This window comes from Variovorax sp. PAMC28562 (assembly GCF_014303735.1).
Taxonomy (GTDB): domain Bacteria; phylum Pseudomonadota; class Gammaproteobacteria; order Burkholderiales; family Burkholderiaceae_C; genus Variovorax.
In genome coordinates this window covers 1,979,286-2,004,553 of the sequence record NZ_CP060296.1, presented here as the reverse complement: position 1 = coordinate 2,004,553, position 25,268 = coordinate 1,979,286, and the positions used below count along the sequence as shown (strand labels likewise).

At 63.2% G+C, this 25,268-nt stretch carries 23 protein-coding genes; 12 read left to right on the top strand and 11 right to left on the bottom strand.

The window, feature by feature from the left end; translation table 11 throughout:
- Window positions 1-23: 23 nt before the first annotated feature.
- The 3 genes from chvE to H7F36_RS09470 all read right to left on the bottom strand — a co-directional run bounded on the left by chvE (window position 24) and on the right by H7F36_RS09470 (window position 3,643).
- Window positions 24-1,094 carry a multiple monosaccharide ABC transporter substrate-binding protein gene (gene chvE / locus H7F36_RS09480; RefSeq protein ID WP_187054428.1) on the bottom strand — a complete coding sequence of 357 codons (1,071 nt, stop codon included), beginning with the start codon at window positions 1,092-1,094 and terminating at the stop codon, window positions 24-26.
- Between the two features lie 13 nt (window positions 1,095-1,107).
- Window positions 1,108-2,073 carry an ABC transporter substrate-binding protein gene (locus H7F36_RS09475; RefSeq protein WP_187054427.1) on the bottom strand — a complete coding sequence of 322 codons (966 nt, stop codon included), beginning with the start codon at window positions 2,071-2,073 and terminating at the stop codon, window positions 1,108-1,110.
- A 109-nt stretch (window positions 2,074-2,182) separates the two neighbouring features.
- Window positions 2,183-3,643, bottom strand: a complete 1,461-nt coding sequence (locus H7F36_RS09470; protein ID WP_222620452.1) for an aldehyde dehydrogenase family protein — start codon at window positions 3,641-3,643, stop codon at window positions 2,183-2,185.
- A 115-nt stretch (window positions 3,644-3,758) separates the two neighbouring features.
- Here H7F36_RS09470 and H7F36_RS09465 point away from each other — a divergent pair, with 115 nt between their 5' ends.
- Both H7F36_RS09465 and H7F36_RS09460 read left to right on the top strand, forming a co-directional pair.
- On the top strand, window positions 3,759-4,718 hold the full coding sequence (locus H7F36_RS09465) for a LysR family transcriptional regulator (protein ID WP_187054426.1): 960 nt from the start codon (window positions 3,759-3,761) through the stop codon (window positions 4,716-4,718).
- A gap of 63 nt (window positions 4,719-4,781) precedes the next feature.
- Window positions 4,782-5,717 carry an SMP-30/gluconolactonase/LRE family protein gene (locus tag H7F36_RS09460; RefSeq protein WP_187054425.1) on the top strand — a complete coding sequence of 312 codons (936 nt, stop codon included), beginning with the start codon at window positions 4,782-4,784 and terminating at the stop codon, window positions 5,715-5,717.
- Window positions 5,718-5,724: 7 nt separating this feature from the next.
- Here the strand turns inward: H7F36_RS09460 and H7F36_RS09455 are convergent, their stop codons facing one another.
- The 3 genes from H7F36_RS09455 to H7F36_RS09445 all read right to left on the bottom strand — a co-directional run bounded on the left by H7F36_RS09455 (window position 5,725) and on the right by H7F36_RS09445 (window position 9,632).
- Entirely contained in the window at window positions 5,725-6,477 is a 753-nt protein-coding gene (locus H7F36_RS09455; protein WP_187054424.1) for a Crp/Fnr family transcriptional regulator, read from the bottom strand.
- Window positions 6,478-6,652: 175 nt separating this feature from the next.
- Window positions 6,653-8,962, bottom strand: a complete 2,310-nt coding sequence (locus H7F36_RS09450) for a CHASE2 domain-containing protein (protein WP_187054423.1) — start codon at window positions 8,960-8,962, stop codon at window positions 6,653-6,655.
- Between the two features lie 481 nt (window positions 8,963-9,443).
- Window positions 9,444-9,632, bottom strand: a complete 189-nt coding sequence (locus tag H7F36_RS09445) for a hypothetical protein (protein ID WP_187054422.1) — start codon at window positions 9,630-9,632, stop codon at window positions 9,444-9,446.
- A 266-nt stretch (window positions 9,633-9,898) separates the two neighbouring features.
- On the opposite strand from H7F36_RS09445, the gene H7F36_RS09440 reads away from it, so the two are divergent.
- Entirely contained in the window at window positions 9,899-10,630 is a 732-nt protein-coding gene (locus H7F36_RS09440; protein WP_187054421.1) for a response regulator transcription factor, read from the top strand.
- 57 nt (window positions 10,631-10,687) lie between these two features.
- Here H7F36_RS09440 and glmS read toward each other — a convergent pair whose 3' ends face one another.
- A complete protein-coding gene (gene glmS, locus H7F36_RS09435; RefSeq protein ID WP_187054420.1) occupies window positions 10,688-12,577 on the bottom strand; it encodes a glutamine--fructose-6-phosphate transaminase (isomerizing) in 1,890 nt (629 codons plus the stop codon).
- Window positions 12,578-12,716: 139 nt separating this feature from the next.
- Here glmS and H7F36_RS09430 point away from each other — a divergent pair, with 139 nt between their 5' ends.
- Window positions 12,717-13,199 carry an Lrp/AsnC family transcriptional regulator gene (locus tag H7F36_RS09430; protein ID WP_187054885.1) on the top strand — a complete coding sequence of 161 codons (483 nt, stop codon included), beginning with the start codon at window positions 12,717-12,719 and terminating at the stop codon, window positions 13,197-13,199.
- A 12-nt stretch (window positions 13,200-13,211) separates the two neighbouring features.
- Here the strand turns inward: H7F36_RS09430 and glmU are convergent, their stop codons facing one another.
- Window positions 13,212-14,639, bottom strand: a complete 1,428-nt coding sequence (glmU, locus tag H7F36_RS09425) for a bifunctional UDP-N-acetylglucosamine diphosphorylase/glucosamine-1-phosphate N-acetyltransferase GlmU (RefSeq protein WP_187054419.1) — start codon at window positions 14,637-14,639, stop codon at window positions 13,212-13,214.
- Between the two features lie 31 nt (window positions 14,640-14,670).
- Here glmU and H7F36_RS09420 point away from each other — a divergent pair, with 31 nt between their 5' ends.
- Window positions 14,671-15,522, top strand: a complete 852-nt coding sequence (locus tag H7F36_RS09420) for a DUF6279 family lipoprotein (protein WP_261802556.1) — start codon at window positions 14,671-14,673, stop codon at window positions 15,520-15,522.
- 48 nt (window positions 15,523-15,570) lie between these two features.
- On the opposite strand, the gene H7F36_RS09415 is transcribed toward H7F36_RS09420, so the two are convergent.
- Window positions 15,571-15,900, bottom strand: a complete 330-nt coding sequence (locus H7F36_RS09415) for a DUF2917 domain-containing protein (RefSeq protein ID WP_187054418.1) — start codon at window positions 15,898-15,900, stop codon at window positions 15,571-15,573.
- A 135-nt stretch (window positions 15,901-16,035) separates the two neighbouring features.
- On the opposite strand from H7F36_RS09415, the gene H7F36_RS09410 reads away from it, so the two are divergent.
- Complete coding sequence (locus H7F36_RS09410) at window positions 16,036-17,019, top strand: LysR substrate-binding domain-containing protein (RefSeq protein WP_187054417.1); 984 nt, start codon at window positions 16,036-16,038, stop codon at window positions 17,017-17,019.
- 28 nt (window positions 17,020-17,047) lie between these two features.
- Here H7F36_RS09410 and H7F36_RS09405 read toward each other — a convergent pair whose 3' ends face one another.
- Window positions 17,048-17,677 (bottom strand): 5-formyltetrahydrofolate cyclo-ligase, encoded by a 630-nt coding sequence (locus H7F36_RS09405; RefSeq protein ID WP_187054416.1) that lies wholly within the window; start codon window positions 17,675-17,677, stop codon window positions 17,048-17,050.
- A 9-nt stretch (window positions 17,678-17,686) separates the two neighbouring features.
- On the opposite strand from H7F36_RS09405, the gene H7F36_RS09400 reads away from it, so the two are divergent.
- The 6 genes from H7F36_RS09400 (at window position 17,687) to H7F36_RS09375 (ending at window position 24,276) form a co-directional block, all read left to right on the top strand.
- Window positions 17,687-19,720, top strand: coding sequence for a lytic transglycosylase domain-containing protein (locus H7F36_RS09400; RefSeq protein WP_187054415.1), 2,034 nt, complete (start codon window positions 17,687-17,689; stop codon window positions 19,718-19,720).
- A 22-nt stretch (window positions 19,721-19,742) separates the two neighbouring features.
- The gene (locus H7F36_RS09395) at window positions 19,743-20,426 is read left to right on the top strand and encodes a glutathione S-transferase family protein (RefSeq protein ID WP_187054414.1); all 684 of its coding nucleotides are present in this window, start codon (window positions 19,743-19,745) and stop codon (window positions 20,424-20,426) included.
- A 40-nt stretch (window positions 20,427-20,466) separates the two neighbouring features.
- Window positions 20,467-21,735 (top strand): multifunctional CCA addition/repair protein, encoded by a 1,269-nt coding sequence (locus H7F36_RS09390; RefSeq protein WP_187054413.1) that lies wholly within the window; start codon window positions 20,467-20,469, stop codon window positions 21,733-21,735.
- Between the two features lie 91 nt (window positions 21,736-21,826).
- Window positions 21,827-22,576 (top strand): trehalose-phosphatase, encoded by a 750-nt coding sequence (gene otsB / locus H7F36_RS09385; RefSeq protein WP_187054412.1) that lies wholly within the window; start codon window positions 21,827-21,829, stop codon window positions 22,574-22,576.
- The gene (gene otsA, locus H7F36_RS09380; RefSeq protein WP_187054411.1) at window positions 22,576-23,961 is read left to right on the top strand and encodes an alpha,alpha-trehalose-phosphate synthase (UDP-forming); all 1,386 of its coding nucleotides are present in this window, start codon (window positions 22,576-22,578) and stop codon (window positions 23,959-23,961) included. Before otsB ends, otsA begins: the two co-directional genes overlap by 1 nt.
- 51 nt (window positions 23,962-24,012) lie before the next feature.
- A complete protein-coding gene (locus H7F36_RS09375; RefSeq protein ID WP_187054410.1) occupies window positions 24,013-24,276 on the top strand; it encodes a hypothetical protein in 264 nt (87 codons plus the stop codon).
- Between the two features lie 63 nt (window positions 24,277-24,339).
- On the opposite strand, the gene H7F36_RS09370 is transcribed toward H7F36_RS09375, so the two are convergent.
- Window positions 24,340-25,266 carry an ROK family protein gene (locus tag H7F36_RS09370; RefSeq protein ID WP_187054409.1) on the bottom strand — a complete coding sequence of 309 codons (927 nt, stop codon included), beginning with the start codon at window positions 25,264-25,266 and terminating at the stop codon, window positions 24,340-24,342.
- Window positions 25,267-25,268 lie beyond the last annotated feature (2 nt).

The window sequence follows — 25,268 nt, the reverse complement described above, 5'->3', positions numbered from 1 at the left end:
AGGGCGCGTTCTTGCTCGCACGCTCACTTGACCTGGCTCTCGGTGTAGTAGCCGCTGTCGATCAACACCGGTTTCCAGTTGGAAATATCGACGCTCACCGGCTTCAGCAAATACGAAGGCACGACCTTCACGCCGTTGTTGTAGGTCTTGGTGTCGTTCACTTCCGGCGTCTTGCCCGAGAGCATGGCGTCGGCCATGGCGACAGTCACCTTGGCAAGTTCGCGCGTGTCCTTGAACACGGTCGATGTCTGCTCCTTGCGAATCATCGACTTGACCGACGGCACCTCTGCGTCTTGCCCCGTGACGATCGGCATCGGCTGCTTGGGTGAACCGTAGCCGACGCCCTTCAGCGACGACAGGATGCCGATCGACAAACCGTCGTATGGCGACAGCACCGCATCGACACGGTCCTTTGTGTAGTAGGCCGACAGCAGGTTGTCCATGCGCGCTTGCGCCACCGCGCCGTCCCAACGCAGCGTTCCGACCTTGTCCATGCCCATCTGCTTGCTCCGCACGACCAGCTTGCCGCTGTCCATGTAGGGCTTCAGCACCGACATCGCGCCGTTGTAGAAAAAGAAGGCGTTGTTGTCGTCGGGCGAACCGCCGAACAACTCGACATTGAAGGGCCCTTTGCCGCCCTTCAGGTCGAGCGACTTCTCGATCGATTGCGCCTGCAGCACGCCGACCTGGAAGTTGTCGAAGGTGGCGTAGTAGTCGACGTTCTTGGAACCCTTGATCAGCCGGTCGTACGCGATGATCTTCACGCCCTTGTCGGCCGCCTTTTGCAGCACGTCGGACAGCGTGGTGCCGTCGATGGCCGCGATCACCAGCACCTTCGCGCCCTTGGTCACCATGTTCTCGATCTGCGCGAGCTGGTTGGGGATGTCGTCGTCGGCGTATTGCAGATCGGTCTTGTAGCCCTTCTCCTTGAAGTACTTGACCATGTTGGCGCCATCGGCGATCCAGCGTGCCGACGACTTGGTCGGCATCGAGATGGCGATGGGACCTTTGTCCTGCGCATAGGCCAGCGGCGCGATGCCGATCGTGGCGACAACGGCCGAAGCGAGCAGTGTTTTAAGGAAGATGCGTTTCATGTTGTGCTGGCTTTCAGTACTTGCGTTTCGGGAATTCGGCGGCCGCAACTTCCATCGGGAAGATGCTCTCGACCGTCACGATGCGCTTGGGCAGCGTCTTGCCGGACTTGATGTCTTTGACGGCGCTCATGAGCTGCGGGCCCAGCAGCGGACTGCACTCGACCGACACATTCAGCTTGCCGGCCATCATGGCTTCGAAGGCGCCCTTCACTGCGTCAATCGAGATGATCACGATGTCCGTGGCCGGCTTCATGCCAGCTTCTTCGATCGCCTGGATCGCGCCGATCGCCATGTCGTCGTTGTGCGCGTACAGCACGTTGATCTTCTTGCCGTCGGCCTTGAGGAATGCCTCCATGACTTCCTTGCCCTTGGCGCGCGTGAAATCGCCTGTCTGCGAGCGAATGATCTTGAACTTGGGATCCGCCTTGATGATTTCCTCGAAGCCCTTCTTGCGGTCGATGGCCGGGGCCGAACCCACAGTGCCCTGCAGCTCGACGATGTTCACGTCGCCCTTCTGGTCCTTCATTTTTTCGGTCAACCAGCGTCCGGCCTTGCGTCCTTCTTCGACGAAGTCGGAGCCCATGAAGGTGACGTACAGCGAGTCGTCCTTCGAGTTGACCGAGCGGTCGGTCAGCACCACCGGAATCTTGGCAGCCTTGGCTTCCATCAGCACGGTGTCCCAACCGGTTTCGACCACTGGAGAAAAGGCAATGACGTCGACCTTCTGAGCGATGTACGAGCGAATGGCCTTGATCTGGTTCTCTTGCTTTTGCTGGGCGTCGGAGAACTTCAGGTCGATGCCCGCTTCCTTGGCCGATGACTTGATCGACTCCGTGTTGGCGGTGCGCCACTCGCTTTCGGCGCCGACCTGGGCGAAGCCGAGCACGAGTTTCTTCTGCGCCAGCGCGGTGACCGGCAGCATGCCGATGAGCGATGCGGCACCGAGTGCGGTGGTGAGAGTGCGACGATTGATTGCCATGGTTTGTCTCCTGTGATTTTGGTGAAAAAACGCTCTGCGAAAACTCTTGTGAACGCGGCCCTTGCCGGTTCTCGTGGTCGGTTGCGGGCTGCTTTGTAGTCTTTCTTACTCACGCCATCATGTAGCCCGTCTTGATCGACGTGTAGAACTCGGCAGCGTAGCGGCCCTGCTCGCGGGGTCCATAGCTAGAACCCTTACGTCCGCCGAAAGGAACATGAAAGTCGATCCCCGCCGTCGGCAGGTTGACCATCGTCATGCCGACCTCGGCATGCCGCCTGAAATGCATCGCGTACTTGAGGGACGTCGTGCAGATGCCGGCACATAAGCCGAAGGGCGTGTCGTTGGCAAGGTGCAGCGCATGCTCGTAGTCGTCGGCCTGCAGCACGCAGGCAATGGGGCCGAAGATTTCTTCGCGAGCCACGCGGTGTTGTGGTTTGGCGAGGAACAACGCCGGGCTCATGAAGTGGCCTGTCGTTGCGCGCTGCAGCGCCTCACCGCCATAAACATGCTCGGCGCCTTCGTCGCGCGCGATGGTCATCCATTCGAGGTTTTGAGCGAGCTGTTCGCCATTGACCACCGGGCCGATGTCGACACCGCGCTCCAACGCATGGCCGATGTGCAAGGCGGCCAGCCGATGACGCAGCCGCACCACGAAGGCGTCGTGCACAGATGCCTCGACGATCAATCGGCTCGACGCAGTGCAACGTTGCCCAGCCGAGAAGTACGCGCCCTGCACGGCACAGTCGACCGCGCGATCGAGATCGGCGTCGGCCAGCACCACCAGCGGGTTCTTGCCGCCCATTTCCAGTTGCACCTTGGCGCGTCGTGCCGAAGCCGCCTGCAAGACGCGCTCACCCGTGGCCACCGAGCCGGTGAAGCTCAGCGCATCGACCAGCGGGCTTTCGACGATCGTCTGCCCGACCTCCCGCCCGCTGCCCATCACCAGATTGAAGGTGCCGGCCGGCAATGTGGCCCGCGCGATGATTTCAGCCAGTGCCCAGCCGCAGGCCGGTACCAGTTCGGAAGGCTTGAAGACCACCGTGTTGCCGTAAGCCAGCGCCGGAGCGATCTTCCATGCGGGTATCGCCAAAGGAAAGTTCCAGGGCGCGATCAGGCCGACGACACCCACCGGTTCGCGGGTGACGTCGACCAGCACATCGGGCCGCACCGAGTCCATCGATTCGCCGCCGACACGCAATGCCTCGCCGGCGAAGAACTTGAAGATGTGGCCGGCGCGTGCGGCCTCCGCAATGGCTTCGGGCAGCGTCTTGCCTTCTTCGCGCGCCAGCAAAAGGCCGAGCTGGTCTTTGCGCGCCAGGATCTCGCTGCCGATCTGGTCGAGCACGTCGGCACGGCGCTGCGGCGTGGTGCGGCGCCAGTGCGGAAACGCATCGGCAGCGGCACGGATGGCCGCCTCGGTCTGGCTGCGGTCGGCGCGGGCGTATTCGGCGACTACTTCACTGGTGTCGGACGGGTTCTCGCTCGACCCGGTGGTCACGCCGGTCTGCCAACGGCCGTTGATGTACTGCCGTGCGGTATGAGTGACGTGCGAAAGATCTGTGCGCTTCAAGGTGGGGCGAGTATGGGAATCTCACCAATATCTTTCCAATCAAAAATTGGGTGCAATCGATACCGGAAACCGCATTCAGGTAAACCCCTATCAACGCAAACAACAACAAAGAAACATGACCAATTACACGCACTGGTTCATCCGTGCGCGACTCAAGACGCGGCAGCTTCTGTTGCTTGTCGCCCTGGCCGAGGAGGGAAACATCCATCGCGCAGCGCAGGTGCTCAACATGACGCAGCCGGCAGCGTCCAAGTTGCTGAAAGATCTGGAGGAAGTGCTGGAGGTTTCGCTGTTCGATCGGCTGCCACGCGGCATGCGGCCGACCTGGTACGGGGAAACCATGATCCGCCATGCGCGAGTCGCGCTTGCCAGCCTGAACCAGGCGCATGACGAGGTGATGGCACTCAAAGCGGGTCGCTTCGGGCAAGTGAACGTCGGTGCGATTACAGCGCCCGGCCTGGTGCTGTTGCCGCCCGCTGTAGAAATGGTCAAGCGCGACCAGCCCAATCTGCGCATCGCGCTCGAGATCGAAACCAGCCCGGTGCTGCTCGACCGACTGGAGCACGGCAAGCTCGACATCCTGGTCGCGCGTCTTTTTGCGGAGCACGACAAATCGAAGCTGCGCTACGAGGCGCTTACAGAAGAGCCTGTGTGCGCCATCGTGCGCTCCGGCCATCCGCTGCTCGGCATGGCCGGACTCACGCTGCGCGACGTGGTGTCCGCCGGGTGGATCGTGCCGCCCGCAGGCAGCGTGCTGCGCCACCGCTTCGAACTGATGTACCAGGAAGAAGGCTTGCCCCCGCCGATCAACGTGATCGAGAGCGCAGCGCTGCTGTTCATCACGCGCATGCTGCAGCAGAGCGACATGATCGCGGTGCTGGCCACCGACGTGGCGCGCTACTACGCATCGCACGGCATCGTCGCCGTGCTGCCACTGGCAATGCCTTGCCACATGGACGCCTTCGGCATCATCACCCGCACCGACCGGCTGCTGTCGCCGGCTGCGAAGATCATGATGAACGCGCTGAAGGCAGCGAGCCTGACGGTCTACGGAAAGCGGCTCGATCCGGAGTGACTTGCGTAGGTGCGAATTTGCCTTGTTAGGATTTGCCGCGTCAAGCAAACGGAGACAACGACTATGAGCAATGCACTTTTATCCCGTGTGGCACCGACGCTGCTCGGCGAGCCTGAATGCATCTGGCCCGCCGCGGCGACGCTGGGTGAGGGAGCGGTGTGGTCGCCGCGTGAACAGGCGCTGTATTGGGTCGACATCCTCGGCTTTCGGTTGCACCGCTGGCGACCCGCCGACGCGGCGCAAAGCACCTGGACGTTCGATGAAGAGATCTCCGCATTGGCCGAGCGATCCGATGCGCCGGGTCTCTTGATCACGCTGCGCCGGGGCTTTGCGCTGTTCGATCCGGCGCTACCGGATACCGCCCCGACATATTTGCATCAGCCCGAGCCGGAGTTAATCGGCAATCGATTCAACGACGGCAAATGCGACGCGCGAGGTCGCTTCTGGGCCGGCACGATGGACGCGGCCTGCGAGGCACCGACCGGTTCGTTGTACCGCTATCAGCTCCACGAAAAAGACAGCCGCGGAGACTGCTCACGTCACGACCAGGGCTTTGCCGTCACCAACGGCCCGACCTGGTCCGCCGATGGCACGACGATGTATTTCAACGACACCGTCACCGGGCGGATCTACGCCTACGACTTCGATATGGCCACGGGCAGCGTGTCGAACAAGCGCCAATGGCTGCGCTTCGCCAAAGGCGACGGCCTGCCCGACGGCATGACCACCGATGCAGCGGGCCGACTCTGGATCGCGCACTGGGGCGGCGCTTGCGTCAGCTGCCACGAGCCCATGAGCGGCGCCGAGCTGTGCCGCGTCACGTTGCCGACGCGGCACATCACCGACTGCGCTTTCGGCGGGGCTGACATGCGCACCTTGTTTATAACGAGCGCCGCCACCGGGCTTACGCCGGCGCAGCAGGAAGCCGAGCCGCTGGCGGGGGGGCTGTTCGCTGTCGAGATCGACGCCGAGGGCCTGCCCGCCAATCTGTTCGGTTGATCGAGCGTTATTTTTTGACAGCCGAGTCGGCACCGAAAGACCCGTCTTTCAGGAGCGGCAGCAGCCTGTCGTACTCGGCCTTGACGACTGCATAGCACTCGCACGTGCGAAGCTCGAGCCCGGGGCGGTCGAGCACCGTGATGCGGCCGCGCGAATAGCGGATGAGCCCGTCTTTTTGCAGCTTCAGCGCGCTCTCGCTGACGCCTTCGCGGCGAACGCCCAGCATGTTCGCGATAAGTTCCTGCGTCATGGACAACTCGTTGCCCGCGAGCCGGTCGAGACTGAGCAACAGCCAGCGGCAAAGTTGCTGGTCAAGTGAGTGATGGCGATTGCACACTGCCGTTTGAGACATCTGGACGATCAACGCCATCGTGTAGCGCAGCAGCAGATGCAGCACAGGGCCGGCCCTGTCGAACTCCTCCCGCATTGCGTGGGCATTGAGCTTGAATCCAAACCCGGCGCTTTGAACCACAGCGCGGTTGGGGGTAGAACCACCGCCCATGAACAACGACACGCCGACCACACCCTCATTGCCCACCACAGCGATTTCGGCCGAAGCACCGTTCTCCAGAACATAGAGCAGAGACACGATCGCCGTCGTTGGAAAGTAGACGTGCGTCATCGTGCTGTTCGACTCGTACAGCACATGTCCGAGCGGCAATTCAACGAGCTCCAGTTCTGGCAACCACCGCTGTCGCTCCGACTCGGGGAGCGCTGAAAGCAAAAGGTTGTGATTCAGCTCTTGTAGCGCAACTTTCATCCAGGAATCTCGAATAAATTTTCAACAGCAGTCCCATAATTCTCCCAATTATTTGTTGGCCTGTGTGGGCGTTCGGTTCGGTTCCGCACTAAAGTTCGACTCAGTCTCTTTACGTGCGGCACCGCACAGACTGTTGACGCTGCATGCTTTAAGGCTTCTGCGCTTGCCAAGAAAACTAAGCATTCGCCAGGGGCAATCCGATAGCGAAGGTCGTGCCGATGCCCGGCACACTCCATCCCGAAATCCAGCCCCCATGCGCCGCGACCACCTGCCTCACCATGGCAAAACCGAAGCCATGGTTGGGATCGCGTGGCGGCTCGCGATCGGCCGGCTCCACTTCGAACTCCTGTCCAGATGGCGAGGGCCCTTCCAGTTCGACATTGACGCCGAGGTCGGCTCGGCGGGCAAGCAAGTTATCTAGCTGGGCGGCCGACATGCCGGTTCCTTCGTCATGAATGGTGGCGACCGCCTCTCGGTCTGTCTCTACGATGCATCGCACCCTGATGGTGGCGCCGGAAGGACTGTGCCGGATGGCGTTTTCAAGCACGTTGACGAAGGCCCGGGTCAGCATGCCGCCGTCCGCGCGAACGAGGTCGGGGTGGCCGTTCGCCGAACTCAGCAGCACGCGGACATTGCGAGCTTTCGCCGACGATGCGAGTGCCTCGATGCCTTGGACCAACAAAGAAGAAAGGCTCGCCACGGAAAATCGGTAGTCGCGTGCTTCAGACGTGCTGCTGCTGATGAAATTTTGAGCCAGCGTCATGGTTCGCTCAGCCTCGTGCCGGACGCCCGACACCAGTTCTGCCACACCCACGCGCGACGGCTTCATCTCGAACAGTTCCAGCAGGCTCAGGAGATTGATCTGCGGACTGCGCAGGTCATGCCAAAGAAAGTTCAGCCACTCAGCGCGCTCCCGTTCAGCCTGCCGCTGCTGCGTGAGTTCGTGAAGCACAACGATCCAGGCGCCCGGCGCCTGATTCAGCGGGTCGCGCAGGCGTGCCGCATCGATTTGAAAGATCTTGCCTTGCGGCGTGCCGTATTCACCACCGAGCGCCTGCGACCAATGCCCATCCATGCCGGGATGCCGGACGTTTGCAGTAACGGTCATGCGCTTGACGAGCAACGGTAGGCTTTCGTTGACCAGTGAGCCGACCAGAGACTCTGGAAGCAGCGCCATGGCCGCCGCATTCAGCTGGGAAATAGTCCCGTCTAATCTGCAGATGAGAATGGCGATGGGGAGTCGCTCCAGGCCCTGTTGCGTGAACGTTTGCAGACGCACGAGCCGGAAGATCGCGTGATCGAGCGCGCCGATATAGCGATCGATCGTGTCGCTGCCGTCTAACTTGGGCGGCGCGCCGGAGTCGAAGGTTCCCGCTGGGACCTGGCTCAACGAGACGATGTGCGCCTTGAGAAAGCCGAGCACCTTGTTCATGTGTTGCCAGGTCCAAAGCACATAGGCAGCCCCGATCCCGATTCCGAAGAGCGAGGGCGGTATCCAGACGCGCACGAAGCGCAGCGCTCCCATGCTGATTGAAACCGCGACAACGAGGCCCACGATACCCACCAATGGCGCTGCCTTCGACATTGCTTCAAACCAGAAAAAAGAAATCCAGATGGACAGAGCGAGACACGCGTACAGCGCGAACGGCGTGGCCACGGCCACCTGTGTACCTTGCTGAAGCGAGTCTATGAAGCTGGCGTGCACCTCGGTAGACGACACCAAGACGGCCCCCATCTCACCCGCAACGTACATCGGCAAACCAATCCCCGAGCCAAGCGACGGACCCACGAGCACGGTGCGTCCGTTGAACTGGTCGGGGCGAAAGTTGCCTTCGAGCACTTGAAAGTAGGGTGTAGATGAATGCGCTGTTCCGCCCCTGAAGTGAGCCCCAATGCGCAACTGCTTGGTGTTCGCAACCGCTTGGCGCACTTCTGGTGACGGACCGACCAGCGCACCCAGATAGGGCAGCAACGAGTCTGGCTTGCCTGAAAAAAGACGAATGAAGCGCACCGACTCGCTCGTCCCCTTCGACGCAAGGTTAGCGTGTCCGATGCCCTGAGCCATTGGCGCAAATCTTCGCGTTCGAAAGCGCAGGCTGGCGTTCTGGTCCAAAAGGGCCGCCGATTGCCCGTCGCGAACCTGCAAAAAGACGGGTGCAAGCCTCAGCGCATTTCCGAGAGCGACGTCGTCGTCGCCAGCTTGCACCGGAACGCCGAGCCTGAAGTTGAGCACAACCGCCTTGGGTGCCTGCTTGGCAAGTTGCTGCAGAAATCTTGTGTGGACCGATTCCGGCCAAGGCCATGGCCCCAGTTTTTTGAGGCTTTCCTCATCGATGGAAATGATCTCGACGGCGGATTCGGCCGGGGGCGCAAAGGCGGCCATCCCCCAGTCGTACACCATCTCATCCGCCGCAAGCGGTGCAACCGGATCGACATTCCAAACGATCACGAGAGGCAACAGTACTGCTAGCAAGAACTGCGGCACGACATTGCATCGTGAAATGCGTCGGATTGCCTCCCAATACCTATGCAGGGACATCATCGCCAGTCGTCAAACCGATGTGCGTCATCAAAAGACCTACCCCTTTTGCGCAGACCGTCTGCAGTTGAAAACTTTTTTCGACCACCGACAACTTTCGGCGCACTTTCAAGATTGAGTTATCCAAAAAGTGGCTGTTCCCGTCTTGCAAACCCTGGTTGGTTGCGTCCGGCAGATAGGCCCGTGAGACCACTTCTCAAATTGCGAAGGGATGAATGGTCAGGCCGAATTCGTGGAGCAATTGTCGGTCGCAGATGGTTGCGGGTCATTCCCGGGATGCTGTCCAGCGCTCTTACCAACAGCTTCATTTGGATGGAATCGTCCTTAAACAACGCTGTACGCATGTTCGGCTCTCGTCGATTTACAATTGTTGACGAATCGCCTGACTGAATCTCACTAAATCTCTGCGCGGCGAAAAGCGATCCGGCTACCACTCACCCATTTCGCGCACGCGCTGATCGGGAGCCAGCGCCGCAAAGCGCTCTTGCGCCCGCTTTTCGACCTTGGCCGGCGCGCCAATAAGCGCAGAAATACAGCGCGCGAGCATCTGGGCCGTACGCGACGGCTGGCGCGTGGCGGTGCGTGCGTAGCGGACTCGATGGGTGCGGCTGTTCATGGAAAGCTCCGGAAGATGGAATCCCATGATCGGCGCTGCGGATTGCAAACGCCATCGCCTGCGCGTGACCTTGTTGGCACTTTGCGGAGAGGGCTCGCTCGCCGCAACGACGCGGACGGCAAACCGTGCGCAACTGCACAAGCCGACGGATGTACTGCCAGGTCACGTCTGACTCTGTTCTGTGCGCTAGCGCATGGACGTTTTCAATCGACGCCGGTAGCGTGAAATCATTACTTCATCATTACTTTGTTTGTGGCGGGGTCAACATGCGAATAGCGATTCTGGAAGACGAGCCGGTCCAAATGGAGTCGCTGGTCGCGATTCTGGAAAATTCGGTGCTGTCTCCGCACGCCGAGACAATCTGCTCCCGCTTCTACAACGGCGACGATCTTCGTCGCGCACTGGGCCGCGAGAAGTTCGACCTTCTTATCCTCGATTCGACGACCGAAGGAATGACCAGCCTGAACATCGTTCGCTGGCTACGCATCTTTCAGCAGTCGATGTCACCCGTGATCATGCTGAGCGTGCGCGGGTCGGAGCGCGAAGTGGCCGAGGCACTGACAGTGGGTGCCAACGACTACGTCATCAAGCCGTTCAGGCCGATAGAGATGCTGGCACGGGTGAACCGGTTCCGGCCACCGACGACCAACGCACGGAGCGCAGCAGAAACCTTTGGCGAGTGGACGTTTTTGCACGACAGCGCAGTCGTGGTCTTCGCAGGGCCACCCGAACAAATCGTCGAACTGAAAGAGCACCATTTCAGCCTGGCGCTCGCCTTGTTTCGAAATCTTGGGCGCATCGTGACGCGATTCGAGTTGCTCGAAGCGACCAACCAGAACTTGAGAACGATGAACACCCGCATTCTGGACAACCAGATCTTCATCATGCGCCGTCGACTTGCACTCGAGGACCATGGACTGCATTTGCAGACGATCTACGGAGCCGGATATCGACTCGCGCCAATGCCGGTCCCGGCCGCAATCTCGGTCTCGGCCTGACTCGACACCGGCAGCAGATTGTTCTCATCGCTCCATCCCGCCTCTGACCGTCGTCCGTCACTCTACCGTCACGCTTTTGGCCAAGTTGCGCGGCTTGTCGACATCGGTCCCGCGCGCGCAGGCAGTGTGATACGCCAGCAGCTGAAGCGGCACGACGTGCAGCAAAGGCGACAGCGCACCGTAGTGCTCCGGCATGCGGATCACGTGCAGGCCCTCGCTGTTCTCGATGCGCGTGTCGGCATCGGCAAGCACATAGAGCACGCCGCCGCGCGCGCGCACTTCCTGCAGGTTGCTCTTGAGCTTTTCGAGCAGCGCGTCGTTAGGTGCGACCGTCACGACCGGCATCTCGCTCGTCACCAGCGCGAGCGGGCCGTGCTTGAGTTCGCCTGCGGCATAGGCCTCGGCGTGGATGTAGGTCACCTCTTTCAGCTTCAGCGCTCCCTCGAGCGCGATCGGGTAGTGCGGCCCGCGGCCTAGAAACAAGGCGTTTTCCTTGCGTGCGAAGTCTTCAGACCACGCGATGATTTGCGGTTCGAGCGCCAACACCGACTGCAGTGCCACGGGCAGATGCCGCATCTCTTTCAGGTAGCGCGCTTCGTCGTCGGACGTGAGGCGCCCCTTGGCCTTTGCCAGTGCGAGCGTCAACAAGAACAGGCCAGCCAGTTGGGTCGTAAACGCCTTGGTCGACGCCACGCCGATCTCGATGCCGGCCCGCGTGATGTACGCCAGCTTGCACTCGCGCACCATGGCGCTGGTCGCGACGTTGCAGATCGTCAGTGTCTGCTCCATGCCCAGAGCGCGCGCGTGCTTGAGTGCGGCCAACGTGTCGGCGGTTTCGCCGGATTGCGTGATGGTCACGACCAGCGTTTTGGGGTCGGGCACCGAGTCGCGATAGCGGTACTCGCTGGCGATCTCGACCTGGGTCGGGACTTTCGCGATGCCTTCGAGCCAGTACTTGGCAGTGCAGCCGCTGTAGTAGCTGGTTCCGCACGCCAGTATCAACACCTTGTCGATGCCCTTGAAAACGCGGTGCGCGCTGGCGCCGGTTTTGCCGTCGTGGCCGATGCCGTCGAACAGCTCCGGCACGATGCCTTCGACACCTTCGAGCGTGTCGGCGATGGCGCGCGGCTGCTCGAATATTTCCTTTTGCATGTAGTGCCGATACGGGCCGAGTTCGACCGCACCGCTGTGCGCCAGCACGGTGCGAACCGGTCGCTTGCTCGCACCGACGCTCTTGTGCGCACGGTCCACGATCCAGTATTTGCCCGGCTGCAGATCGACCACGTCGCCTTCTTCGAGATAGACGATTTGATCGGTCACGCCGGCCAGCGCCATCGCATCGCTCGCCAGGAAGTTCTCGGCTCCGTCTTTGCCGACGCCGAGGATGAGCGGCGAGCCGGCACGCGCGCCGACAACACGGTGCGGCTCGTCGCGGCAGATCACCGCGATGGCATAGGCGCCCTGCAATTGCGACACCGCAGACTTGACCGCATCGAACAGATCGCCGTCGTAAAGACTGTCGATCAGATGCGCGATCACCTCGGTGTCGGTCTGGCTCGAAAAGACATAGCCGCGGGCCTGCAACGCGGCGCGCAATGCATCATGGTTTTCGATGATGCCGTTGTGCACGAGCGCCACGCGCGCCGGCTTGGGGCTGTCGATGCCTTCGCCCGCACCATGGCTGAAATGCGGATGGGCGTTGTGCACGACCGGCGCGCCATGCGTGGCCCAGCGCGTGTGCGCGATCCCGGTTCGGCCCTCGACATGGTCGTCATGTACCTGCACCACCAGGTCGGCCACGCGCGATGTCGTGCGCGTCCGCGTCAGGCCGTTGGCGTGCACCGCGACGCCGCAGGAGTCGTAGCCCCGGTACTCCAACCGCTGCAGTCCCTGGACCAGGATGGGAACAATGTTTCGATGGGAAGCCGCGCCGACGATGCCGCACATGGGAAGGCCTTGAAAAGTAGATTCAGAAGCGGAATCGTAGTCGCTTGCTACAAATTGATGTTTCCATAATTTCATTTTAAATGAAATAAAAGTTCAATGCCAATAGTTATTGAACTTTTATTCCATAATATTAGATATTATGGAATCAATTGAACTCGATGCCTTGGACCTCCGCCTCTTGGACGCCCTGCAGCGCGACGCGTCGCAGACCAATCAACAGCTCGCTGCCGATGCGCACATCTCGCCACCCACATGTCTCCGGCGCGTGCAGCGCCTGCGCAAGGCCGGCTTCATCGAGCGCCAGATTGCCCTGTTGTCGCCCGATCGCCTGGCCCCGGTACTGGGACATGGCTTGCAGGCAGTGGTCGAGATCTCGCTCGATCGGCAGGGCGCCGAAGCCCTCGATGCTTTCGAGGCGCGCGTCGTCTCGGACGACGCGGTTCAGCAGTGCTATCGCGTGTCGCCGGGGCCGGATTTCGTGCTGATCGTCGCGGCGCGCGACATGCCCGGCTACCTTGCGCTGGCGCAGCGTCTCTTTTCTGCCGACGCCAACGTGCGCAACGTGAAGGCGTTCTTCAGCCTGAAGCGCGCCAAGTTCGAGCCGAAGGTGCCGCTGGCCTGACTGCACCGAGCCTCAGGCTTTCGGCGCCTTCTTGGGACGCGTCCAGTCACCGAAGCTCACCTGCCGTCCGCGCGACACGGTCAGCACATTCGGCTCCGTCGATTTGGTCACCGTCGAGCCGCCGCCCACCGTGCCGCCCGCGGCAATGGTGATGGGTGCGACCAGCACGCAGTTGCTACCGATGTGCACGTCGTCGCCGATGATGGTCCGGTGCTTGTTAGCGCCGTCGTAGTTGGCGGTGATGCTGCCCGCGCCGAAATTGACGCGCTCGCCGACGGTCGCATCGCCGAGGTAGGCCAGGTGATTCGCCTTGGCACCCGCCGCCAGCGTCGAGTTCTTGACCTCGACGAAATTGCCGATGTGCACGTCGGCCCCAAGCCGTGCGCCGGGGCGCAAGCGCGCGAAAGGTCCGACCAGCGCGCCGGCGCCCACCGTCACGCCCGTCTTCTCGCCGTCGATGTGAGTGAAGGGATGAATCACCGCGCCCGTGTCGATGCGCGCATTGGCGATCACGCAATTGGCGCCGACGCGCACCCCCGCTCCCAGCGAGACCGCACCTTCGAACACGCAGTTGACGTCGATCTCCACATCGGCCTCGCAGAACAGCGTGCCTCGCAAATCGAAGCGCGCCGGGTCGGCCAGCCGCACGCCGGCTTCCATCAGGGTGGACGCCTGCCGCAATTGCCAGGCCCGCTCAAGCGCAGCCAACTGCGTCGGACTGTTGACGCCGGCCACCTGCAAGGCATCGGTCGTCAGTTTCGCCAGCACCGGCACACCGTCGATGGCTGCCAGCTTCACGATATCGGTCAAGTAGAACTCGCCCTGCGCGTTGCGGTTGTCCAGCCGTGCGAGCCAGTCTTTCAACAGGCGGGCCGGTACGGCCATGACGCCGCTGTAAACCTCCCGAATGGCGCGTTGCTCTTCGTCGGCGTCCTTGTGTTCGACGATCGCCTGCACCGACTCGCCATCGATATCGCGCACGATGCGGCCATAGCCGGTCGGGTCATCGAACTCGATCGTCAGCAGCGCGAGCCGACGGCCGGCGCTGGTTTCGAGCAATGCGCGCAGCGTATCGGCGCCGATCAGCGGCACGTCTCCGGAGAGCACCAGCACCGTGCCGTCGTCGGGCAACACGGGCATCGCCTGCTGCACGGCGTGTCCGGTCCCGAGCTGCGGCACCTGCCGCACGAACTGGATCGGCACCGCGGCGTTGCTGCTGCCGATGGCCTGCTCCACTTCGGCCGCGCCATGGCCTGTGACCACCACCACGTTGCGAGCGCCGATTTGCGCGGCCGTCTGGATGACATGCGAGAGCAGCGCGCGCCCACCCAGACGGTGCAACACTTTGGGCAAACTGCTCTTCATGCGCGTGCCGCGGCCGGCCGCCATTACGACGACGTCGACCGGCTCGTCGATCTCTTGTTGCGGAATCTGATTCATGCGTCTTTTTTACCGAATGCGTTGCACCCGGATGAGCGGAATTATCGCGGCGCTGGCGTTCGGCGCCGTGCTCACCGGCTGCAGCGCCATCAAGCTCGCCTACAACAACCTGCCCGAGGTCGCCTACTGGTGGCTCGATAGCTATGTCGACTTCAGCGGGGCCCAGACGCCCAAGTCTAAGGACGACCTCACGGCGTTGCTCGCCTGGCATCGGGAAACCGAGTTGCCCAAGATCGTCGCCGTGCTGCAAAAAGCGGAGGCACTGGCGCCCAACGACATCACGTCGGCGCAGGCGTGCGAACTGGTGGCCGATGTCCGAACGCGACTGGTCGCAGCAGCCGAACGGGCGGAAGCGCCGGGCGCGGCGCTCGCCGTCACGCTGAACGAGGCGCAGTTGCAAACCCTGGCGCGTAAGTACGCGAAGAACGACGCAGAGTACGTGAAAGACTGGGTCGATCGCACACCGGCGCAGCAGCAGGAAAAGCGCTACGAAAAGTTTCTGGAACAGAACGAGGATTTCTACGGCCGCCTGGACAACGACCAGCGCGACCTTTTGAACCGTCTCACCGCGCAGTCGATGTTCGATGCGAAGCGGGTCGATGCCGAGCGCCGCAAACGCCAGCAGGAAGCGCTCGTGTTGCTGCGCAGGTTCAATGCCGAGCACACCTCGGCCGCAGACGCACAACCGGTGATCCACGCCTACGTGCACCGCATCGCCGAGCCTCGGCCCGGTGCATGGCGCGACTATCAACAAGGCATGCTGGAAGAAGGCTGCCGGTACGTCGCCACGCTACACAACGCCACGCGACCGGAGCAGCGCCAGAAGGCCGTGCAACGGCTGCGAGCTTATCAAACCGATCTGCGCGACCTCGCCGCCAGGTAGGCGATCTCGAATGACCCGACCATCGCCCTGGACGGCATCGACGTTGGTTCAACCCGCCAGCGTCGTGGCAGCGTCCCACGTGTACGTTGCGCCGAAGCCGTCCCATGGCTCCATCACGATGCGCTGACCCGCTTTCACCGTCATCGACTCGCCGGGTGCCAGCACGACGTCCTCGCTGCCCCACTTGTCGGTTGCGTCGCGTGTGACCCAGACCCGGCCTTGCCGCACGCGCAACACGCTGGTGCTCGCTGCCTTGAGACTGGCTGCCTGACCGACCGGAAGCTGCCAGGCGCCGCGGCGCACCGCCGGCGGAACCGAGGCGGCCCGAACCGGCAGCGACAGAGGCGAAAGCGAAGATGTGGTGTAAGCGGCAGCCATGGTGTTCTCCTGAACGGTGTTGCCGAAGCGCCTTGACATCAATAGCGCGATTCGGGAATGAATGATCTCCTTTGCTCCGTTGGCGGTCCAATGAAAACGCGGTAGCCTATTGATTCCGTTTTCGCATCAATCGATATGCAGCATTCCCAAACGCATCTGCGCTCCCGGCCGATTTCGGCAGGCAATCTGCGCGCCTTCGAAGCCGTGGCGCGGCACCTCAACTTTCGTGCCGCCGCCGAAGAGATGGCACTGACGCAATCCGCTGTGAGCCGGCAAATTCAGGCGCTCGAAGAAGAAGTGGGGGTGAGTCTGTTCCTGCGCCATACACGCGCCGTCGAGCTGACGAGTGCCGGCGCGCAGCTGCTGCTGTCGGTTCAGCAATCGTTGCCGCGCATCGACGGCGCGGTGCGGCAGATCCGGCAAAGCGCGGGACGCAAAAGCGTGTCGCTCACCACTTTCGCCTCGTTCGCCTCGATGTGGCTTATCCCCCGGCTCGAAGCCTTTCAGCGCGACCATCCTGATATCGACATCCGCATCGACGCCAGCGACACGGCGGTCGATCTCGAAGTGGCCGACGTCGACATGGCGTTGCGCTATGGCACGGGCGCCCACATGCCCGCGGGATCGATACGGCTTTTTGGCGAAACGCTGACACCGGTCGCCAGCCCCTGGCTCATCAAGAGCGGAGCGCCCATCAAGACGCCCGCAGACATCGCGCGCTTTGCGCTGATCGAAGCTGGCGATGCGCACCGCACGCACCTCGAATGGCTGACCTGGCGCCGCTGGTTCGAAGTACACGGGCTCGACCGCGCGCAACCCAAGCGCTGGCTCTACTTCAACTACGCCTACCAGATGGTGCAAGCCGCGCTGACCGGCCAGGGGCTGGTGCTGGCGCGCAGCTCGCTCATTTCCGAAAGTCTGGCCAACGGCGATCTCGTCGAGGTGCTGCCGCAACACCGCATGGACTCACCGATGGCCTACTGGCTGATCGTCGGGCCACGCAATGCGATGCGTCCGGAGATCAAGGCGTTTTGCGAATGGCTGGAGCTGCAGGCCGCCACGACGCGCGGTGTCATCGGTGAAGCGCCTGACCCGGACACCGTCGACTACATCGATTAGAGCGTCGGCCGGGGCTTTCGATTCGGCTTCAGCCGACTGGCCAGACCACGCCGTTATCGTTCAGGATGGCATCGAGCGGCACGTCATGGGCCTCGGGCTCCAGGTCGTCCAGGAAACCTTGCGTGAAGCCGAGTCCCACCGTGAACGGCCGCGGCTGCAGCGTCGCCAGCGTGCGGTCGTAGAAGCCACCACCGTAACCCAGCCGATAGCCGCCCGCGCTGTAGCCGAGGCAGGGCACGAAGAGCAGCGTCGGCACGATCATCTCCGTGTCTTTCGGCTTAGGGATGTCGTAAGCATCGTTTTCCATCGGGCAGCCTGGGTACCACGAGTGAAAAGTCAGCGTCTTGTGCACACGGTCGACCACCGGCAGGCCGATGCGGCGGCGATGCGGTTCATCGAGCAGTTCGCCGTCTTCTTTCCAGCGATGCAGTGCCGGCAACGGGTCGAACTCACCCTTGATCGGCCAGTAGGCGCCGATGACGGTGTCGGGCCTTCCGACCAGCCAGATGCGCATCACGCGCTGCAAAAGATCGGCGCGCTGTAGCCGATCGGGCAAGGCCAGACGTTGTTCGATCAAGGCTGCGCGCAACTGCGCTTTGAGAAATGCAGCCGTTTCCGACCGGTTTTCTCCGGCGTTTCCATCGTGTGCTTTGTCCATAATCCCGCTATGCAGTTTCGAAGCATTTTGGCACCCCTACGCTTGCGCCCGCGTTCCTCTTCTTCCGTCGCGATTTCTGTTGCAGGTTCGGCCGTTGTGCTCGCACTCGCTGCCGTGCTGCAACCGGCTTGCGCCCAAACCGGCAACGACGACGTCATGCTGCAAATGAAGCAGGCGTTTCAACGTGGAGACAAGGGCCGCCTCACCGCCTTGCTGCCGCAAGCCCGCGGCAGCGCGCTCGAACCGTGGGCTGCTTATTGGGAACTCAAGGCGCGCCTCCAAGAGGCCAGCCCGCTCGAGGTGCAAGACTTTCTGACTCGCTACGCCGGCACTTATCAAGAAGACCGGTTGCGCAATGACTGGCTGCTGGTGCTCGGGCAACGTCGCGACTGGGACGGCGTCGCCGGCATGCATCCCTCCTATCGAATGGGCGACGACGCGCAGGTGCGCTGCTATGCCATCCTGTCGAGCCTGGCCCGGACCGGTGCGCCGACGCAAGAGCAAGCGGACCTGGTTCGCAAGAGCTGGCTGGCCCAGCGCGACGCCGACGATGGTTGCCTCACCGCTGCCGACCGCATGATCTCGGCGCGCTTGATGTCGCCGAACGACGCCTGGAAGAAAGCTCGGCTCTCGATCGAAGCCAATCGCCCGCAGGCCGCGCGCAACGCCGTCAATCTGGTGGCGCCCGACGCGGTGCCGCTGTTCGACGAGCTGAATGCCAGCGCGCCCAAGTTCCTGATCGGACGCGCCTTCGTCGCCGCCAAGTCGCGCAAGGAACTGGTGGTGTTGGCGCTCATCAAGACTGCCATCGCCGATCCGGAAATGGCCGCGGCGCAACTCGACAGCAAATGGGGGCCGATGTTGTCGCCCGAAGAGCGCAACTGGCTATGGGGCGCGATCGGCCGGCAAGCTGCCAGCAAGCTTTCGCCGCTGGCGAACAGCTACTTTGCCAACGTGACGAAGAACAGCGACCTCTCCGACGACATGCTCGGATGGAAGGTGCGCGCAGCGCTTCGCAACGCGCAATGGAAAGACGTGCAGATCGCCGTCAATGCGATGAGCGAAGAAGCGCAGCTTGATCCGACCTGGGTCTATTGGAAAGCCCGTGCGCTTACTGCCCTGGGGGGCGAGCAGAACAAGGCCCAGGCCAGCATGCTCTACAACACCATTGCAGGCACGCGTGGCTTTTACGAACTGCTGGCGCTCGAAGAGCTCGGTCAACGCGCCGCAGTGCCGACCCGTCCATCGCCGCTCACGCCCGAAGAAAAAGCCGCGGCCCGCGCCAACCCCGCGTTGAACCGCGCGCTCTACGCCATCGCAACGGGCCTTCGCCCCGAAGGCACCCGCGAGTGGAATTACGCGACCAACCTGCACGACAAAGGCGGCATGGACGACCGCGCGCTGCTGGCAGCCGCAGACCTGGCCTGCCAACGCGAGGTGTGGGACCGCTGCATCAACACCAGCGAGCGCACCAAGGGCGTGATCGATGTGGACCAACGTTTTCCGATGCCGTTTCATGACACCGTGATACGCAAGAGCCAGGAGATCGGCCTCGACCCGGCTTACGTTTACGGTCTGATCCGGCAAGAGAGCCGCTTCATCATGGACGCGCGATCGGGCGTCGGCGCCTCGGGCCTGATGCAGGTGATGCCGGCCACCGCCAAGTGGACCGCCAACAAGATCGGCATGGCCGGCTTCACGCCTGGCCAGCTCAACGACCGCGACACCAACATCACCATCGGCACCAACTACCTGAAGCTCGCGCTCGATGACTTCAGCGGCTCGATGGCACTGGCCGCGGCGGCCTACAACGCAGGCCCCGGCCGGCCGCGCAGCTGGCGCAACGGACCGACCATGGACGCCGCCATCTGGGCCGAGAACGTGCCCTTCACCGAGACACGCGACTACGTGAAGAAGGTACTGGCCAACACCACGAATTACGCCGCGTTGTTGACCGGTCAGCCGCAGTCTTTGAAGGCGCGGCTGGGCATCATCGGACCGCGCGACGAACGTGTGCCGGAGCCAGTCAAGGACCTGCCCTGAATCGATGACCACCGAAGGCTTTATGCGCAAACTCTACGTCGGCAACAAGAACTACTCGTCCTGGTCGATGCGGCCCTGGGTCCTGATGAAGCAGGCCGGCATTCCGTTCGACGAGGTCATGGTCCGCTTCGATTCATTCGACCGCGGATCGCATTTCAAGAACGCCATTGGCGCGCTCAATCCTGCAGCGCGCGTGCCGGTGCTGGTCGACGGCGAACTGGTGGTGTGGGACACGCTGGCCATCGCCGAATACCTGGCCGAAACCTTCCCTGAAAAGGCGCTGTGGCCACGGCTCGCCAACGACCGCGCGCGGGCTCGCAGCGTCTGCGCCGAAATGCACTCGGGCTTTGGCGGACTGCGCGGCCATTGCGTCATGAACATCGAGGCGTCGCTGCCCGAAGTCGGCGCAAGGCTCATGCGCGACGAGCCGACCGTCAAGGGCGACCTCGACCGCATCGTGCAGATGTGGACCGGCCTGCTCGAACGCCACGGCGGCCCCATGTTGTTCGGCCACTTCACTATCGCCGACGCGTACTTCGCGCCGATCGGCTCGCGCATCAAGACTTACGGCCTGCCGGTGCCCGAATCGGTCACCGACTACATCGAGCACGTGCAAGCGCTGCCAGGCGTCAAGGCATGGATCGACGACGCGCTCGTGGAAGAAGACTTCCTCGCTTTCGAAGAGCCCTACCGTACTGCGCGCTGAGGGAGTGCTGAGGGCGCGAGCGCCTGCCTAAACTCGCAGGATGCAAACTTATCTCGTCGGCGGTGCGATCCGCGATGCTCTGCTCGGCCGGCCCGGCGGCGACCGCGACTGGCTGGTCGTGGGCAGCACGCCCGAAGAGATGGCGGGGTTGCGCTACATCCCGGTCGGCCGTGACTTCCCGGTGTTTCTGCACCCCGAAACGCACGAGGAGTACGCACTGGCCCGCACCGAGCGCAAGAGCGCGCCGGGCTACCGCGGCTTCGTCGTACACGCCTCGCCCGACGTCACGCTCGAACAGGATCTGGCGCGCCGCGATTTGACGATCAACGCGATCGCACTTGCCGCCGGGCAAGCCGACGCGGCACACCTTGCCGATCTCCGCATCGAGGCGCTCGTCGACCCCTTCAACGGCCAGCGCGACCTGCGAGACAAGGTGCTGCGGCACGTGACCGACGCGTTCCGCGAAGACCCGGTGCGCATCCTCCGTGTGGCCCGTTTCGCTGCCCGCTTCTCAGACTTCACCATCGCACCCGAGACGATGGCCTTGATGTGCGAGATGGTCTCCGCTGGCGAGGTCGACGCGCTGGTGCCCGAACGGGTTTGGCAAGAGCTGGCGCGCGGCCTGATGGAGCGCACGCCTTCGCGCATGTTCGAGGTGCTTCGCGAGTGCGGCGCGCTCGCCGTGCTGCTGCCTGAAGTCGATCGCCTGTGGGGCGTGCCGCAACCCGTCGCACATCATCCTGAAGTCGACACCGGCGTGCACTTGATGATGGTGCTCGACATGAGCGCGCGGCTCGAGGCACCGCTGGCCGTGCGCTTCGCCTGCCTCACGCACGACCTCGGCAAAGGCACGACAGCGGTCGACGTGCTGCCGCGCCACATCGGCCACGAACAGCGCAGCGCCAAATTGCTGCGGGCCGTGTGCGACCGCTGGCGGGTGCCGGTCGAACTGCGCGAGCTGGCCGATGTGGTGGCGCGCGAGCACGGCAACATTCACCGCAGCGGTGAACTGAACGCGGCTTCGGTCGTGCGGCTGCTGGAGCGCTGCGATGCCTTTCGCAAGCCGGGCCGCTTCGACCAGGCCCTGCTGGCGTGCGAGTGCGATGCACGCGGCCGGCTGGGACTCGAAGAGCGGCCCTATTCGCCGCGCGACCGGCTGAACCACGCCCTCGCCGTCGCGCTTGGCGTGGCAACAGACGTCGTCGCCCGAGAGGCGCAGGCGGCAGGTGCCACCGGCCCGCAGATTGGTGAGGCCATCGCCCGCGCACGAATCGTCGCCGTCGGCGAAGCGCTCGCATCGGTCGATTGAGCACGGTCACCGTCTGCCGTGGGAGCCTGCTCGGGGATTTGCGGCATTGACCGACGCGCCCGCAGCCTTGCTGCTGCTAAGGTGACAGGCGATGCAGTTACCCCCTCGCCTTACCCCAGACGCCGCCCTCTTTCTCGATTTCGACGGCACGCTCGTGGCCATCGCCGACACGCCCGAAGCGGTCGAAGTGCCGCCTGCGCTGGTGCCGTTGCTGCACGACCTGCACGGCTTGCTCGGCGGTGCGCTGGCGGTGGTGTCGGGCCGACAGATCGATGTACTCGACCGCTTTCTTGCGCCATTGCGATTGCCAGCGGCTGGCGAGCATGGCGTGCAGCGCCGCAGCGCCGAAGGCCATATCGACGAGCAGCGCGCGCCCGATCTCACGTTGATTCTCGAATCCGCCAACGAACTGGCACGGGTTCATGAAGGCCTGCTGGTCGAACGCAAACATGCCGCGGTCGCTCTGCACTACCGCATGGCGCCGCAGCTCGAAGCGGTATGCCGCGATGCGATGGCGCGCGCTATCAATGGGCAGCCCCAGTTCGAACTGCTGCACGGCAAATTCGTCTTCGAGGTGAAGCCAGCCGGCGTCAACAAGGGCACTGCCATCACCGCTTTCATGCGGGAGGCGCCGTTTGCGGGTCGCGTGCCCGTCTTCGCCGGCGACGACACGACGGACGAGACCGGCTTTGCCATCGTGCAGCCGCTCGGCGGTGTCGCCATCAAGGTGGGCTCGGGCCCGAGTCAGGCGCTGCATCGACTCGATTCGCCACGCGCCGTGTACGAGTGGCTGGTGCAGGCGCGCGACCTGCTGGCCGAGCCAACAAAGAACGCCAGCTGATGGGTCGCCTCGTCGTCATTTCCAATCGCGTGGCCGACCCACGGAAACCCGCTGCCGGCGGCCTCGCGGTCGCACTCGGCGAATCGTTGCAACAGACCGGCGGACTCTGGTTCGGCTGGAGCGGCCACATCGTCGAAGGCGGCACGGCCGGCGAAGGCGAAGTGCACAAGCAGCAGGCCGGCCCGGTCACGCTCGCGATGATCGATCTCAGCCGCGAGGATCACGACAGCTATTACCTCGGCTACAGCAACGATGTGCTGTGGCCGGTGTTCCATTACCGGCTCGACCTGGCGCATTTCGACGCCGGCTTCATCGGCGGGTACCGGCGCGTCAACCAGCTGTTCGCACGCAAAGTCATGCCGATGTTGAAGCCGGACGACATCATCTGGATTCACGACTACCACCTGATTCCGCTGGCGGCTGAACTGCGCGCCATGGGATGCAAGCAGCGCATGGGCTTCTTCCTGCACATTCCGCTGCCTCCGCAAGAGATCATGGCGGCCATCCCGCAGCATGAGTGGCTCGTGCGGTCGCTCTTCGCTTTCGATCTGATCGGGTTGCAAACCCACCAGGACGTCCAGCACTTCGAGCGCTATGTCATCGGCGAAGCGCACGGCGAGGCGCTGGGCGACGACATGTACCGCGCTTTCGGGCAGACGGTGCGCTGCAGCGCCTTCCCCATCGGGATCGACGTGGACGAGTTCGCAGCGCTGACGCATGCGAAGGAAGGCCGCGAGATGTACGAGACGATGAAGCGCGAGTACTCGAGCCGTCGCCTCTTGCTCGGCATCGACCGGCTCGATTACTCCAAAGGCATTCCACAGCGGGTGAGGAGCTTTCGGGAGCTGCTCGCCAACTACCCGGAGAACCGCCGCAGCGCGACGCTGATCCAGATCGCCTCGCCCACACGAGAGAGCGTCGACGCTTACGCCGACATCCGGCGCGAGCTCGAATCGCTGTGCGGTGCCATCAACGGCGACTACGGCGAACTCGACTGGATGCCGGTGCGCTACATCCACCGAATGGTGGCGCGCAAGCGCGTGCCGGGGCTGTGCCGCGCAGCGGCCGTCGGGCTGGTCACGCCGTTGCGCGATGGCATGAACCTGGTCGCCAAGGAATATGTGGCAGCGCAAGACCCCGCTGATCCCGGCGTGCTGGTGCTGTCGCGTTTTGCCGGGGCGGCAGAACAGCTGAAGGAAGCGCTGCTGGTCAACCCGTACGACACGCACGGCACGGCAGAGACGGTGCAGCAGGCGCTGCACATGCCGCTGGAAGAGCGTCGGCAGCGGCACCAGAAGTTGCTGGCACGCATTCGCGAGCAGGACATCCACTGGTGGCGGCGCAGCTTTCTGGCGGCGTTGAACGAGGCGACTGGCAAGGGCTGAGCTTCGACCCAGATCCCGCGCGGTTGGGCCCGATCACCTGCGCCAACCGACATGGCTCGCTGCGGCTATGAGAACGCAGATCCTTCCGTTACCGTGACTTGGCGCCCGCCGGCTCCGAACCCCGCGCTGTCGTTCCGTCGCACGGGCGTCGACACGTACAACGCCGAAAAGCTTGCCAAGGCCCGCAGTTGCGCCGCCATGCCGCTTGCGACATTGGTGGAAAAGGGCCCTGGCTTTGAGCGCTATACGTTGGCCTGTAACAGCGGGCAGACCCTGGCGGTGCGCTGCGACTTCGGCAACTGCCGCGCATCCTGACGCGCAGGCGCACCACGTGAGGCCTGCCTCGCCTCCTTGGTGGCTCCCGATTTTCTAGATAGATCAGTCCAGCAGCGCCAGCGCGCCGTAATCCCCGACCTTGTCGCCCAGCCCCGCCGGCACGAGTTCCACTCCGCGCGTCAGCGGCACCAGCTTGCCGGCGATCTCCGACTGCAGGCGCGGCAGCAGGAAGTCGCGGTGGTTCCAGAACACGCTGCCGCCCAGGCTGATGCGCTGCAGATCGAGCGTTGCGATCAGGTTGTAGAGCATGCGGCCCATCACGCGGCACTGCGCATCGACGATGTGCAGCGCATGTGTCTCGCCAGCGGCCGCAGCGGCGAACAGGTCGGCCGGCGATTGTTGAAAGCGCCGCGCCATCGAGTTGCCGCCGATCAGCGCCTCGACATCGCCGACGTTGCCGCAGCCGCACAGCGCGCCGCTGGCGTCGTCGACCACGAAGCTGTGGCCGGCGTGGCCGGCGTTGCCGTTCTTGCCGCGCAGTACCCGCCCGCCAACGCACAAGCCGACGCCGATACCGGTGCTCCAGGTGACGTAGGCGCAATCGTCGATGCCTTTGAGCGCGCCCCACTGGCGCTCGGCTTCGAGGGCGGACACGGCATCGTTCTCCACGCGCACATAGGCAAAGCGCTGGGCCAGCGGCGCTTCGAGCAACGCCGTCATCCATTGATTGGGCAAGCCGCCTGATGGGCCAGCGATGCCGCCGCAAATGTTGGGCGAGGCGACCTCCACCTTGCCGTCGCGAAGTTCGAACGGGCCGGTCGTCGACACGCCGACACGGCTGACCGACGCCGGGTCGACGCCCTGCTCGGCACAGACCGCATCGATCAGCCGCATGACTTGCAGCGCGAGTGCGTCGTTGTTGCCGGTCCGGGCCGTGGGTTCGCTGCGACGGCCGAGCAACGGCACATCAGCGGAAGGAGAAAGACTGACGGCCACCTTGGTGCCGCCGATGTCGACGCAGGCTCTCATCG

Bases quoted from the DNA above. Each gene is read 5' to 3' on its own strand.
- chvE (WP_187054428.1), bottom strand. From the start codon at position 1,094: ATGAAACGCATCTTCCTTAAAACACTGCTCGCTTCGGCCGTTGTCGCC.
- H7F36_RS09475 (WP_187054427.1), bottom strand. From the start codon at position 2,073: ATGGCAATCAATCGTCGCACTCTCACCACCGCACTCGGTGCCGCATCG.
- H7F36_RS09465 (WP_187054426.1), top strand. From the start codon at position 3,759: ATGACCAATTACACGCACTGGTTCATCCGTGCGCGACTCAAGACGCGG.
- H7F36_RS09460 (WP_187054425.1), top strand. From the start codon at position 4,782: ATGAGCAATGCACTTTTATCCCGTGTGGCACCGACGCTGCTCGGCGAG.
- H7F36_RS09455 (WP_187054424.1), bottom strand. From the start codon at position 6,477: ATGAAAGTTGCGCTACAAGAGCTGAATCACAACCTTTTGCTTTCAGCG.
- H7F36_RS09445 (WP_187054422.1), bottom strand. From the start codon at position 9,632: ATGAACAGCCGCACCCATCGAGTCCGCTACGCACGCACCGCCACGCGC.
- H7F36_RS09440 (WP_187054421.1), top strand. From the start codon at position 9,899: ATGCGAATAGCGATTCTGGAAGACGAGCCGGTCCAAATGGAGTCGCTG.
- glmS (WP_187054420.1), bottom strand. From the start codon at position 12,577: ATGTGCGGCATCGTCGGCGCGGCTTCCCATCGAAACATTGTTCCCATC.
- H7F36_RS09430 (WP_187054885.1), top strand. From the start codon at position 12,717: ATGGAATCAATTGAACTCGATGCCTTGGACCTCCGCCTCTTGGACGCC.
- glmU (WP_187054419.1), bottom strand. From the start codon at position 14,639: ATGAATCAGATTCCGCAACAAGAGATCGACGAGCCGGTCGACGTCGTC.
- H7F36_RS09420 (WP_261802556.1), top strand. From the start codon at position 14,671: ATGAGCGGAATTATCGCGGCGCTGGCGTTCGGCGCCGTGCTCACCGGC.
- H7F36_RS09415 (WP_187054418.1), bottom strand. From the start codon at position 15,900: ATGGCTGCCGCTTACACCACATCTTCGCTTTCGCCTCTGTCGCTGCCG.
- H7F36_RS09410 (WP_187054417.1), top strand. From the start codon at position 16,036: ATGCAGCATTCCCAAACGCATCTGCGCTCCCGGCCGATTTCGGCAGGC.
- H7F36_RS09405 (WP_187054416.1), bottom strand. From the start codon at position 17,677: ATGGACAAAGCACACGATGGAAACGCCGGAGAAAACCGGTCGGAAACG.
- H7F36_RS09400 (WP_187054415.1), top strand. From the start codon at position 17,687: ATGCAGTTTCGAAGCATTTTGGCACCCCTACGCTTGCGCCCGCGTTCC.
- H7F36_RS09395 (WP_187054414.1), top strand. From the start codon at position 19,743: ATGCGCAAACTCTACGTCGGCAACAAGAACTACTCGTCCTGGTCGATG.
- H7F36_RS09390 (WP_187054413.1), top strand. From the start codon at position 20,467: ATGCAAACTTATCTCGTCGGCGGTGCGATCCGCGATGCTCTGCTCGGC.
- otsB (WP_187054412.1), top strand. From the start codon at position 21,827: ATGCAGTTACCCCCTCGCCTTACCCCAGACGCCGCCCTCTTTCTCGAT.
- otsA (WP_187054411.1), top strand. From the start codon at position 22,576: ATGGGTCGCCTCGTCGTCATTTCCAATCGCGTGGCCGACCCACGGAAA.
- H7F36_RS09375 (WP_187054410.1), top strand. From the start codon at position 24,013: ATGGCTCGCTGCGGCTATGAGAACGCAGATCCTTCCGTTACCGTGACT.
- H7F36_RS09370 (WP_187054409.1), bottom strand. From the start codon at position 25,266: ATGAGAGCCTGCGTCGACATCGGCGGCACCAAGGTGGCCGTCAGTCTT.